Annotated in this window: 9 protein-coding genes; 3 read left to right on the forward strand and 6 right to left on the reverse strand. The window is 59.4% G+C overall.

Going from position 1 to position 12,471, the window contains the following annotated elements:
• Nucleotides 1–3 precede the first annotated feature (3 nt).
• From Q2T52_RS03880 to Q2T52_RS03900, 5 genes are all read right to left on the reverse strand, one after another.
• Entirely contained in the window at nucleotides 4–1,836 is a 1,833-nt protein-coding gene (locus Q2T52_RS03880; protein ID WP_302075348.1) for a methyl-accepting chemotaxis protein, read from the reverse strand.
• A 310-nt stretch (nucleotides 1,837–2,146) separates the two neighbouring features.
• Nucleotides 2,147–3,979, reverse strand: coding sequence for a methyl-accepting chemotaxis protein (locus Q2T52_RS03885; RefSeq protein WP_302075349.1), 1,833 nt, complete (start codon nucleotides 3,977–3,979; stop codon nucleotides 2,147–2,149).
• A gap of 375 nt (nucleotides 3,980–4,354) precedes the next feature.
• On the reverse strand, nucleotides 4,355–4,849 hold the full coding sequence (locus Q2T52_RS03890) for a plant virulence effector HPE1-like domain-containing protein (protein WP_302075350.1): 495 nt from the start codon (nucleotides 4,847–4,849) through the stop codon (nucleotides 4,355–4,357).
• Nucleotides 4,850–4,961: 112 nt separating this feature from the next.
• Nucleotides 4,962–6,230, reverse strand: coding sequence for a phosphoribosylamine--glycine ligase (gene purD, locus Q2T52_RS03895; protein ID WP_302075351.1), 1,269 nt, complete (start codon nucleotides 6,228–6,230; stop codon nucleotides 4,962–4,964).
• Between the two features lie 61 nt (nucleotides 6,231–6,291).
• Complete coding sequence (locus Q2T52_RS03900) at nucleotides 6,292–6,789, reverse strand: VOC family protein (protein WP_302075352.1); 498 nt, start codon at nucleotides 6,787–6,789, stop codon at nucleotides 6,292–6,294.
• A gap of 200 nt (nucleotides 6,790–6,989) precedes the next feature.
• On the opposite strand from Q2T52_RS03900, the gene Q2T52_RS03905 reads away from it, so the two are divergent.
• The 3 genes from Q2T52_RS03905 to ubiA all read left to right on the forward strand — a co-directional run bounded on the left by Q2T52_RS03905 (nucleotide 6,990) and on the right by ubiA (nucleotide 11,790).
• Nucleotides 6,990–9,308, forward strand: a complete 2,319-nt coding sequence (locus Q2T52_RS03905; protein ID WP_302075353.1) for a Tex family protein — start codon at nucleotides 6,990–6,992, stop codon at nucleotides 9,306–9,308.
• Between the two features lie 161 nt (nucleotides 9,309–9,469).
• On the forward strand, nucleotides 9,470–10,750 hold the full coding sequence (locus Q2T52_RS03910; RefSeq protein WP_302075354.1) for a cyclopropane fatty acid synthase: 1,281 nt from the start codon (nucleotides 9,470–9,472) through the stop codon (nucleotides 10,748–10,750).
• 80 nt (nucleotides 10,751–10,830) lie between these two features.
• On the forward strand, nucleotides 10,831–11,790 hold the full coding sequence (gene ubiA, locus Q2T52_RS03915) for a 4-hydroxybenzoate octaprenyltransferase (RefSeq protein WP_302075355.1): 960 nt from the start codon (nucleotides 10,831–10,833) through the stop codon (nucleotides 11,788–11,790).
• Between the two features lie 67 nt (nucleotides 11,791–11,857).
• Here ubiA and Q2T52_RS03920 read toward each other — a convergent pair whose 3' ends face one another.
• Nucleotides 11,858–12,424, reverse strand: a complete 567-nt coding sequence (locus Q2T52_RS03920) for a DUF6101 family protein (protein WP_302075356.1) — start codon at nucleotides 12,422–12,424, stop codon at nucleotides 11,858–11,860.
• Between the last annotated feature and the right edge of the window lie 47 nt (nucleotides 12,425–12,471).

Genomic DNA, 12,471 nt, shown 5'->3' on the forward strand with positions numbered 1-12,471 from the left:
TTGTCACCCTGCGCGGCGCATCTGCTGGGCCATACCCTGCAGCTCGCCACCCGCACCATTGGTGCGGAAGCCGCGGATGAGGTCCAGGAGATCGCCGGTGTCGTTGGCAAGCACTTCCGCCGAAGCGGTCGTCTCTTCCGCCATTGCCGCATTCTGCTGCGTTGCCGTGTCGAGCTGGTTCATCGCGCTCGAGATGGAGCGCAGCGTCGTGTCCTGCTCCTGCGCGCTGTGGGAGATACGGGTGACTACATCATTGGCCGCCTCGATCTGCGCGGAGATGCGCTTCAGCGCGTCGCCTGCCTGGGCCACCAGCTGCACGCCATGCTCCACCTGGCCGCCGGAGCGTGAGATCTGTGCCTTGATCTCCTTGGCGGCAGCCGCAGAGCGTTGGGCGAGTTCGCGCACTTCCTGGGCGACGACCGCAAAGCCCTTGCCGCTTTCGCCGGCACGGGCCGCTTCGACACCGGCGTTGAGTGCGAGCAAGTTGGTCTGGAAGGCGATCTCGTCGATCACGCCGATGATCTTGGTAATCTCGGCCGAGGATTGCTCGATGCCGCTCATCGCCGCAATCGCCTGTTCCACGATCGTATCGCTCTGGCGTGCCTCACTGCTGATGGTCTTTACCCGCTGCGCGGCTTCCTTGGCACCGTCAGCCGTCTGGCGAACGGCCACCGTCAGTTCGTCGAGCGCTGCGGATGTTTCTTCCAGGTTTGCCGCCTGGCGCTCGGTGCGCTGTGCAAGCTCGTTGGAGGCACGGCGGATCTCTTCCTTGGAGACGCCGATGTCATTGCCCTTCAGGTTGACACGGCTCATGGCCTGTTCGAGGCGCGACAGCGCATCGTTGAAGTTGTGGCGCAGGCCTTCATACTTCGGCCCGAGATCAGCGCAGCGGACAGTGAGGTCGCCGACCGAAAGCTTCTCAAGTGACGCACCGATGGTGGCGACCACATGCGCTTGCTGCTCGGCCTCCTGGCGCTGGGCATCCAGGTTGCGCTGGCGTTCGGCATCGAGGGCGCGCTGCTGCTCTTCCTCGCGTTCGGCCATGGCGAGCCGCTCGCGCACCTTCTCCTGCAGGGTCTTGGTGGCGCGTGCCATCTTGCCCACTTCATTGCCCATGTCGGTATGCGGAATGGCGATCGACACGTTCTCGTCAGCCACTTCGTTCAGGGCTTCGCGAATGTTATTCAGCGGCTTGGTTATGCCGCGGATGATGTAATAGGCCGCTGCAACTGCCAGGATAAAGAGAACGATTGAGCTTCCGACAATCTTGAAGGTGGTATTGCGCACTTCCTCGCGCAGGTCATCGGTGTACAGGCCCGTGAGCATGACGATCTGCCAGGGCTCGAACGCCTTGCCGTATGACACTTTCGGGTAGCTGTAATCGTTCGGATCCTTGCCGGGTTTCGGTCCGAGGAACTCCACATAACCGCCACCGGCGCGTCCCAGGCGCACGATCTCATCGCGATACATGAAACCGTTTGCATCCGGCTTGCCCTTGGATGATGTTCCGATGACCTGCGGGTTCGGGTGGAATACCACTTTCACATCATAATCATAGGCTGTGAAATAGCCATCGGGTTCGAACTTGATCTTGCCAAGCTGGTCATAGGCCCGCTTCTTGGCTTCATCCACACTGAACTCACCTTTGGTTGCTCGGTCGTTATAATCCTTGAGGATCGAATTGGCCGACTCTACCAGCGTGCGCAGCATTTCGTAGCGTTCATGGTAGATCGCGTTCGTCGACGAGCGGATCTGGAGAAAGGTAATAATGGCAAAGGTCGCCAGCATGGCGCCGATCAGAATGAAGAGCTGGTGCGAAATCTTCAGATTTTTCATGGGGATGCCAATAGGTTAAGTGTCATGTCCCGGTGAGCAGGGGTGGAGTTTCGCGTGGTTGCGCCTCATGCGCCGCAGTGGTGCTGCATGCATCCTTGCTGATTTTCTTATCTATGAATTCTGAAAGAAAGTATAATCTCGGATATTTTGTCGCATATCGACATATATCAAGAATTTGTACTGATAAGTTAATGTGAATTCAGAATTTATTCTGAGGCTGCATCGGAAATGTCCGGCCAGATTATTGAGGATGGCGAAATGACAAACGCCGGCCTTTCGACCGGCGTCTGCCATCATCGGATAAGCGGTTTTACCCCGCGCGGCGCATCTGCTGGGCCATACCCCGCAGCTCGCTTGTGCCGCCATTGGTGCGGAAACCGCGGATGAGGTCGAGCAGATCGCCGGTGTCGTTGGCGAGCACTTCCGCCGAAGCGGTCGTTTCTTCCGCCATTGCCGCATTCTGCTGCGTTGCCGTGTCGAGCTGGTTCATCGCGCTCGAGATGGAGCGCAGCGTCATGTCCTGCTCCTGCGCGCTGTGGGAGATACGGGTGACTACATCATTGGCCGCCTCGATCTGCGCGGAGATGCGCTTCAGCGCGTCGCCCGCCTGGGCGACCAGTTGCACGCCATGCTCCACCTGGCCGCCGGAGCGTGAGATCTGTGCCTTGATCTCCTTGGCGGCAGCCGCAGAGCGTTGGGCAAGCTCGCGTACTTCCTGGGCAACCACGGCAAAGCCCTTGCCGCTTTCGCCGGCACGTGCCGCTTCGACACCGGCGTTGAGCGCCAGCAGGTTGGTCTGGAAGGCGATCTCGTCGATCACGCCGATGATCTTGGTAATTTCTGCCGAGGATTGCTCGATGCCGCTCATCGCCGCAATCGCCTGCTCGACGATCGTGTCGCTCTGGCGTGCCTCGCTGCTGATGGTCTTGACCCGCTGCGCGGCTTCCCTGGCACCGTCAGCCGTCTGGCGAACGGCAACAGTCAGCTCGTCAAGGGCCGCCGAGGTTTCTTCCAGGTTTGCCGCCTGGCGCTCGGTGCGTTGGGCAAGCTCGTTTGATGCACGGCGGATCTCTTCCTTGGAAACGCCGATGTCATTGCCCTTCAGGTTGACACGGCTCATGGCCTGTTCGAGGCGGGAGAGGGCGTCGTTGAAGTTGTGGCGCAGGCCCTCATACTTCGGCCCGAGATCGGCGCAGCGAACGGTCAGGTCGCCGACGGAGAGCTTTTCGAGCGAGGCACCGATGGTGGCGACCACATGCGCCTGCTGCTCGGCCTCCTCGCGCTGGGCATCGAGATTGCGCTGGCGCTCGACATCGAGGGCGCGCTGCTGTTCTTCCTCGCGCTCTGCCATGGCAAGCCGCTCGCGCACCTTCTCCTGCAGTGTCTTGGTGGCACGCGCCATCTTGCCCACTTCATTGCCCATGTCGGTGTGCGGAATGGCGATCGACACGTTCTCGTCGGCCACCTCGTTCAGCGCATCATGGATCGCGTTCAGCGGACGCGTGATGCCACGGATGATGTAATAGGCCGCCACCAGCGCCAGCAGGAAAAAGATGGCGGAACTACCGACAATCCTGATAACGGAATTGCGCACATCCTCGCGCAGGTCATCCGTATAAAGACCGGTCACAAGAACGATCTGCCAAGGCTCGAAGACCTTCGCATAGGCCGCCTTGGGATAGCTGTAGTCGTTCGGATCCTTGCCGGGCTTCGGTCCTATGAACTCGAGGTAGCCGCCACCAGCACGTCCAAGCTTCACCAGTTCATCACGATAGAGGAAACCGTTGCTGTCCGGCTTACCTTTCTGCGACGTGCCAATCAGTTGTTTATTCGGATGGAAGACCATGTTGACGTCGTAGTCGTAGGCAAAAAAGTAGCCATCCGGCTCAAAACGCAGCTTTGTAAGCTGGTCGTAGGCGCGCTTCTTGGCGTCTTCCAAAGTGAATTCGCCCTTGGTTGCGCGGTCGTTATAGTCTTTGAGAATGGAGTTCGCGGTCTCTACCTGTGTCCGCAGCATCTCGTAGCGTTCATGATAGATCGCGTTGGTCGAGGAGCGGATTTGAAGAAAGGTAATGGTGGCAAAGATCGCCAGCATGGCGCCAACCAGCATAAACAGTTGGTGCGAAATTTTCGTATTTTTCATCGGGGTACCGATCGGTTGATTACTGAGCCCACGGAAACGCGGTGAGTCTTGTGTTCAGGCGCCTAATGCGCACCACCGATGCTGCATGCATCCGTACCCATTTTTTAGTCTCAAAGATTAAAGGAAATAATAATGTTGTACTTTCTAATTAACGGGCAAAGGTTGTTCGTTAAGGGGAAATTATAGGCGCACTAGAATTTATCTGGGGTTGTGAAATAATGCACGCAATGCACGCATTTTGATTGCTTATTGCGTGGAAAATATAAATTTCTGATTGAGTGAGCCGTGGTCGGGACGAAGGTAGATACACTCAGACACGCCTGTCGAAGTGGCACTTCGCATGTGTAGAGGCGACCGTGATGCTTGTGATGCGCGTCAGATGCTGGGGCGCAGCTGGTAGGCGTTAAAGTCTGGTTCTGCGGTGGGGCGTGCCGGCGTAACACCAACCGGCGTAATCGATTCCTGGCCGGGCTGTGCGCCAACGGCGGAGGTCGTCGCATTGAAATCGACACCGTCCGACTTTGGCGGCGCGGCGCGCTGACCGGCCATCATCAATTCTTCTTCGCTGATCCAGACAGGGCTGAGGCTGACGAAGGTGACGGGTGAGCCGCCCATCCATGCGCCGGTTCTGATGACGGCCTTCTTGCCGTAAAAATTCTTTACTTCGGCCTGGGTTTCAACAGGAAGAGTAGCTGCTTTCGGCTTGTTCTTCAGGTCGGGAGTGACCGCCTGGCAATCAGCACATGTCATCGCGATCATGCTAGGTGCCACGGTGATCGGTGTTCCCGTCATCTTGATGATCGACCCGGCGTTAGCCGCCGCCGTCGAAGCGGCAAATGCGGCAATCATCAAAGCAACGCGGCTTACCATCGGTCCAATCCCTTGAAAGTGACCTTGACAGCCTAGCTGCGTTTCCTTTCCAACAGGTCAGGGGATTGGGTTAAATTTGAATGAATCCCGTAGAGCCACCGTTTACTTAGCCTCAGTCGGCGCGATCGATTGCCCGCCAGCCGATGTCGCGGCGGCAGAAGCCGTTGTCCCACTTGACTGCATCCACCAGCGCGTAGGCCTTTGCCTGCGCCTCAGTGACAGTCTTGCCCATGGCTGTCAGGTTCAGCACGCGCCCGCCAGTCGCGACCAGCTGACCATCCTTGATGGCAGTGCCGGCATGAAACACCTTCGCACCCTGCTGAGCTTCCGGCAGATGTGCGATGGGCGTCGCCTTTTCGTAAGCGCCCGGATAGCCCTTGGAGGCCATGACGACGGTCAGCGCCGTCTCGTCGTGCCACTCGGCGCTCACCTCATTCAGTGTGCCGGTAGAGGCGGCATAGAGGATGGAAAGCAGGTCGCTCTTCAGCCGCATCATCAGCACCTGCGTTTCGGGATCGCCGAAGCGCACATTGTATTCAATGAGTTCCGGCCCCTTGGCCGTAATCATCAGGCCGGCAAAGAAGACGCCGGTGAAGGGATGGCCGCTCTCCGCCATGCCGCGAATGGTTGGTTCGATGATCTCCTTCATCGTCCGCTCTACCATTTCGGGCGTCATGACCGGGGCAGGGGAGTAAGCGCCCATGCCGCCGGTGTTTGGGCCTGTATCGCCATCGCCGACGCGCTTGTGGTCCTGCGCCGTCGCGAGCGCCAGCGCCGTCTTGCCGTCGGACAGGCAGAAGAAGCTTGCTTCCTCGCCATCCAGATAAGCTTCAACCACCACTTCGGCACCGGCTGCGCCAAAGGCGCCTGCGAAGCAATCGTCCACGGCGGCCAGCGCGTCATCGAGTGTCATGGCAACCGTGACGCCCTTGCCGGCGGCAAGCCCATCAGCCTTGACGACGATCGGCGCGCCCTGTTCGCGAATATAGGCCTTGGCAGGCTCCGCGGCGGTAAAGCGCTGATAAGCGCCGGTCGGAATATTGTAGCGGGCACAGATGTCCTTGGTGAACCCTTTTGAGCCTTCTAGCTGGGCCGCAGCCCTGGAGGGGCCGAAGACCACGAAGCCAGCGGCGCGCAAGTCATCGGCAAGGCCCGCGACCAGCGGCGCTTCCGGGCCGACGACAACGAAATCAATCCCCTTATCGCGGCAGAAGGAAATGACCGCAGCATGGTCTTCCACGTTTAGCGAAACCAGTTCCGCCTCTTCCGCAATGCCGGGATTGCCGGGCGCGGCATAAAGCTTAGTCAGGCGCGGGGATTGCGCAAGCTTCCAGGCCAACGCGTGTTCGCGACCACCAGAACCGATCAGAAGAACCTTCATTGCCGCGCCCCCTTGGAGTCTTAAAGAGATGCTGGGCGGTTAAGGGCAGGGAGGCAAAAGGTCAAGCTGCGTTTCCAGCAGTCTTGCCCCTACGCGCCCTCCAAGCCGAGAGAGGACCGATGCCAAAGTCCCTATCGGGTGCTTCGTCCAGCATATGGATCAGTTCCAGCGAATGTCCGTCCGGGTCGTTGAAATAGACCGAAAGAGAAGGCGCCCAACCGATGACGACCGGTTCCGTGGTCGGATTGCCGTGGAAGTCGAGAGTCTCGATCCCGCTGTTCCTCAATGTCTCGCATGCGTTCATCAGCGCCTCTTGTTCTGTGCGGAAGGCGAAGTGAAGGCGCATCTGCAATGGCCCGGTTCCGACCTGCCACAAGCCGAGCATTCCGACTTCTCGCCTTCCGACCCAGAAGAAAGCAATCTGGCGCTCCGGGATTTCCGTTGCCAGTTCGAGACCCAGTTTGTCGCGGTAGAAGGCGATCGAACGGTTCAGGTCCCGGACGGGCAAGTGGGTTTCGTAAACGCCGGTGATGGTGTTGGCGATGGTCTTCAATTGCATTGGTATCTCCCAGAGTGGTGTCTGCGAGCATGGTGATGGAACCTCAAGTATAGTTGAGGTCAAGGGGCATGAAGACAAATTTCGGGCTTTGCATGATATGGTTCACACAATTCCACGCATCCTGTGGAATCGCCGGCTGCGGCGTTGCCTTGCCATGATCTGCCGCTATGGTCGCCACAGAATCGAGAACAGGAAGATCCATGGCTGCCGATAACAAGCTCCTCGCCGCGACCATTGCCGCTGAAATCAACGCCCGCCCGGATCAGGCGGCGGCCGCAATCGGTCTGCTGGATGAAGGGGCGACGGTGCCCTTCATCGCCCGCTACCGCAAGGAAGTGACGGGTGGGCTGGATGATACGCAGCTGCGCACGCTGGCCGAACGGCTCGTCTATTTGCGCGAACTGGAAGCGCGCCGCGCGTCGATCGTGGACAGCATCAACAGCCAGGGCAAGATGACGGACGAACTGGCTCTGAAGCTTGCCCGCGCCACCACCAAGGCGGAGCTGGAAGATCTTTATCTTCCCTACAAGCCGAAGCGCCGCACCAAGGCGGAGATCGCCCGCGAACGCGGCCTTGGTCCCCTGGCGGATGCCATCTGGGCGGACCGGTCCGCTGACCCGCCAAAGCTTGCGGAAGCCTATCTTTCCGCCGAAGTGGCCGATGTGAAGGCGGCGCTCGAAGGCGCTCGCGATATCGTTGCCGAAACCATCACCGAAAATGCCGACCTTCTGGGGCGTCTGCGCCAGTATATGCGCGACAATGCCACGCTGCGGGCCAAGGTGGTGGATGGCAAGCAGGAAGCGGGCGCCAAGTTCTCGGACTATTTCGACCATTCCGAACGCTGGGCAACGACCCCCGGCCACCGGGCGCTCGCCATGCTGCGCGGCTGGAACGAGGAGTTCCTGACGCTGACCATCGATGTCGATCAGGACGATCCGTCACCGATCAAGCCGACCCATCGCATGATTGCCGGTGCCTTCCAGATCGGCGACAAGGGTGCTGCGGACCGCTGGCTGATGGATGTGGCAGGCTGGACCTGGCGCGTGAAACTGTCCATGTCGCTTTCGCTCGACCTGATGCGCGAGCTGCGCGAACGGTCGGAAGAGGAGGCGATCCGCGTCTTCGCCCGGAACCTGAAGGATCTGCTGCTGGCGGCTCCCGCCGGGTCGCGTGCCACCATGGGCCTTGATCCGGGCATCCGCACGGGTGTGAAGGTAGCCGTGGTGGATGGTACGGGCAAGCTGGTGGAGACGACGACCGTTTATCCCTTCCCGCCGAAGAACGACATCCGCGGCATGCAGGCGGAACTCGCAAGCCTCATCCGCAAGCACAAGGTCGACCTGATCGCCATCGGCAATGGCACGGGCAGCCGCGAAACGGAAAAGCTGGTGGCAGATATGCTCTCCGCACTGCCAGCCGGACCGAAGCCGACCAAGGTCATCGTCTCGGAAGCGGGTGCCTCGGTCTATTCCGCGTCCGAACTTGCCGCTGCCGAATTCCCCAATCTCGATGTCTCGCTGCGCGGAGCCGTTTCCATTGCGCGCCGCCTGCAGGACCCGCTAGCCGAACTCGTCAAGATCGAGCCGAAATCCATCGGTGTCGGTCAGTATCAGCACGATGTGGACCAGGGCAAGCTGTCGCGCTCGCTGGATGCCGTGGTGGAAGATGCGGTGAACGCGGTCGGGGTGGATCTCAACACGGCGTCCTCGCCGCTTCTCGCCCGCGTTGCCGGTCTCAGCCGGTCGATTGCGGACGCCATCGTCATCCATCGCGACCAGAACGGGCCGTTCGAAAGCCGGAAGGAATTGTTGAAGGTGGCGCGCCTCGGCGCCCGCACTTTCGAGCAGTGCGCAGGCTTCCTGCGCATCCCCAACGGCAAGGAGCCGCTGGATGCCTCCGCCGTTCACCCGGAAGCCTATGGCGTGGCGAAGAAGATCGTCGCCGCCTGCGGCCGCGACCTGCGCTCGTTGATGGGTGACAGCGCAGCTCTCAAGAAGCTCGATCCAAAACAGTTCGTAGACGAGCAATTCGGTCTCCCAACCGTGAAGGATATTCTGTCGGAGCTGGAGAAGCCGGGCCGCGACCCTCGTCCAAGCTTCAAGACCGCCACCTTTGCCGAAGGCGTCAACGAGATTGAGGATCTGAAAGTCGGCATGTTGCTGGAGGGCACGGTCACCAATGTCGCCGCCTTCGGCGCCTTCGTGGATATCGGCGTGCATCAGGACGGCCTTGTCCACGTCTCGCAACTGGCGGATCGCTTCGTGAAAGATCCGCATGAAGTGGTGAAGGCCGGCGATGTGGTGAAGGTGCGCGTGGTGGAAGTGGATGCCAAGCGCAAGCGCATCGGGCTCACCATGCGCAAGGATGGCGGCGAGGCCGCACCCGCATCCATGCGTGAAAATCGTTCGCCCGGCAGCGGCAACCCGATGCGTCATGCGCAGGCCAAGCCGCAGAAGAGTGAAGGCAGTCAGCTGGGCGGTTTGGGCGCGGCTCTCGCCGAGGCGATGAAGAAGCGCTAACTCCAGCGGCAACATCGAGTGTGGAACTCAAGGTTACCGAATCCGTTCGGTAGCCTCGAAATTTTGTGTCGTTTTCATGTCTGCAATGTGCTTGTATCTTACAAGGAATGCGCTAGTTTTCATGAGATAGTAAGGCACTCTTAGTATCCACGGAGATGAGTATGGCCTCTGCGTTTCGTGCTCTCGTTGCAAAGATCATCAAAAAGGGCCTTTTGACGGTCCGGGGTCCATCAGGTGAGCAGCGTTTCGGAGGGGGAGGAGGCCGCAGCGTTACGATCCGCTTTACCGATGAGCAGGCGGAACAGGAACTGGCGGCTGATCCGCAGTTAAAGCTTGGCGAACTCTTCATGGACGGACGGATGATCGTCGAGGAGGGCGACATCTACGAGTTCCTCGCGTTGGTGAAGGATAACACCCTCAGTGAGGGGCTGACCTTCGGCATGATCTGGCGCGGCATCGGACGCATCGCGCTTGGCCAGTTGCGCAATCGCCTGCCGGTCAACCACAACAAACGCAACGTCGCCCATCATTACGATCTCGATGAGAAGCTTTTCTCGCTTTTCCTCGATGAGGACTGGCAATATTCCTGCGCCTATTTCAATCCGCCCGGCATTTCGCTGGATGAGGCGCAGTTGGCCAAGAAGCGGCATATCGCGGCAAAGCTTCTGCCCAAGCCCGGTCAGCGGGTTCTGGAAATCGGCTCCGGCTGGGGTGGCATGGCGCTTTATCTGGCGGAAGCCGCCGGTGTCGATGTCACCGGTATCACGCTCAGCGAAGAACAGCTGAAAATCTCGCGGGAGCGCGCGACTGTGCGCGGCATCAGTGATCGAGTGCGCTTTGAGTTGCAGGATTATCGTTACCTGAAGCCGGAAAAGAAATTTGACCGGATCGTTTCGGTCGGCATGTTCGAGCATGTCGGGCGCGCAAACTACCGCACCTATTTCAACAAAGCAGCAGAAGTGCTGGCGGATGATGGTGTGATGCTGCTGCATTCGATTGGTCAACCGACCGTGAGCTACATCACCAATCCGTTTATCGAGAAGTATATCTTCCCCGGCGGCTATATCCCGGCACTGTCGGAAGTGCTGCCGCATATCGAGAAGGCAGGCCTGCTCGTGTCGGATATCGAGATCCTGCCGATGCACTACGGCCATACGCTCAGGCATTGGCGTGAACGTTTCCTGGCCCGCAAGGAAGAAGCGATCGCGCTTTATGATGAGCGCTTCTTCCGCATGTGGGAGTTTTATCTGGCCGGTTCGGAGATGGCCTTCACGCACGAGAATTTCTTCATTTTCCAGGTGCAGTTGAAGAAGTCGCTCAATGCCGTGCCGCATAATCGCGATTATATCGGTGATAACGAGCGAATGCTGCAGCAGTTCGAAAGCCGCCGAATGCCATTGCAGCCGGTATCGGGCAGTCAGCGGGTTCTCGAGCGCCACTGACGGTTTGATCGGCAGGAGAAATCCAAAATCCTCGCGTGACAGGTTCCTATCACGCGACCTTTGCTCTAGAACTCGCCGTCATGACGACGCCCCATGATTTGACCGGCCGCGTGGCCGATGCACCTTCCGATAACTGGGTCTACCGCGCCCTACCGCGCGGGGTCTGGCCTTATGCGCAGCTGGCCCGCTGGGACAGGCCGATCGGCTGGCAATTGTTGATGTGGCCCTGCTTCTGGTCCTCTGCGCTTGCGGCCAATGCCGATGTGGCACCCGATGGCGGCTTTTCCCTGGAACTGAAGCTGATTCACTTGTTCTTGTTCTTCGTGGGCTCGGTCGCCATGCGTGGCGCCGGTTGCACCTACAATGACCTGGTGGATCACAAGATCGATTCCGAAGTGGCGCGCACCCGTTCGCGGCCCCTGCCATCAGGCCGTGTGACGCGTCTGCAGGCAAAGCTGTTTCTGTTGGCGCAGGCGTTGGTCGGGCTTTGGGTGCTGCTGCAATTCAACCCCTTCACCATCGGCCTGGGGTTCGCTTCACTGCTGATCGTCGCGATTTATCCCTTTGCCAAGCGTTTTACCGATTGGCCGCAATTCTTTCTGGGGCTTGCTTTTTCCTGGGGCGCACTGATGGGCTGGGCCGGCGTCTTCGGTAGCCTCTCCTGGGCACCCCTATGGCTGTATTTAGCGGCCGTGGCTTGGACCGTTGGCTATGACACGATCTATGCCCATCAGGACAAGGAAGACGATGCCCTGGTGGGCGTTCGCTCCACCGCGCGGCTGTTTGCGGAAAACACCAAGGCGTGGCTCAGCGCCATTTACGGCTTGACGCTGCTGTTCCTGATCTTCGCCTTTGCCGCAGCCCATGTCAGCGTGCTTGGCTATCTCGGGCTCTTCATCGCAGCGATCATGCTTGCCTGGCAGATCCTGATCATCGATATCGATAATCCGGACCAGTGCTTGCGCCTGTTCAAGTTCAATGGCCGCGTCGGCTTTGTAATCTTTCTGGCTCTCGTCGTCTCGCTGGTGAGCCACAAATAAACATCACGCAAAAACCCGGCTTTTGGGGCCGGGTTCTGCGGGAGGATTGCAGTTTCATAGGCCTTCGTTAGCGGCGCGCGATGATTTCCTTGCCCTCGATCTTCATGGCGACACCAAGTGTTCCGGTGGTGCGGCGAACGAGGAAACGCGGACGGCGCTCTGCAAAATAGGAATGGCGGCGGCGCGGCTTGGTACCCTGTGTGCGGATCTCGCCAAGGTGGTTTTCCAGGGGTCGGGCAACACCATCAGCCTCGACCATCAGCATCGGAATGCGGAAGGCTTCCGACCAGCTGCGCCAGTCAGCGGCGATATCGCACAGATCGTGCGCCACCAGCAGCGGGATGCACAGATCCGGATCGTCGTGATGCAGTTCCAGCGTCACCGTCACCTGGCCGTTGCCATGGTCGATGGCACGGGCCGCAACGCCGCGGAAGGCGCGAGCCGGCAGTGCGAACGAAAGTGGAAGGCCGCTTTCCGGCAAGAATTTTCTGAGCACGGCACCTCGTTCATCGATGGTGATCGTGACATTCTCGGACGCCTCGCGCAGGGCATAGGTGATCTGCTGAGGGAAATGCGTCGGATCCAGCCGAAGCGTTGCCCCTGCCCAAGCGGGCTTCAAAACCGTGTTTGTCATCGCGAATGTACCCTTGTTTTACCTGAGAGCCGTTCATGGCTTACTCC

The sequence above is a fragment of the Rhizobium oryzicola genome (genome assembly GCF_030504645.1).
GTDB classification, from domain to species: domain Bacteria; phylum Pseudomonadota; class Alphaproteobacteria; order Rhizobiales; family Rhizobiaceae; genus Neorhizobium; species Neorhizobium oryzicola.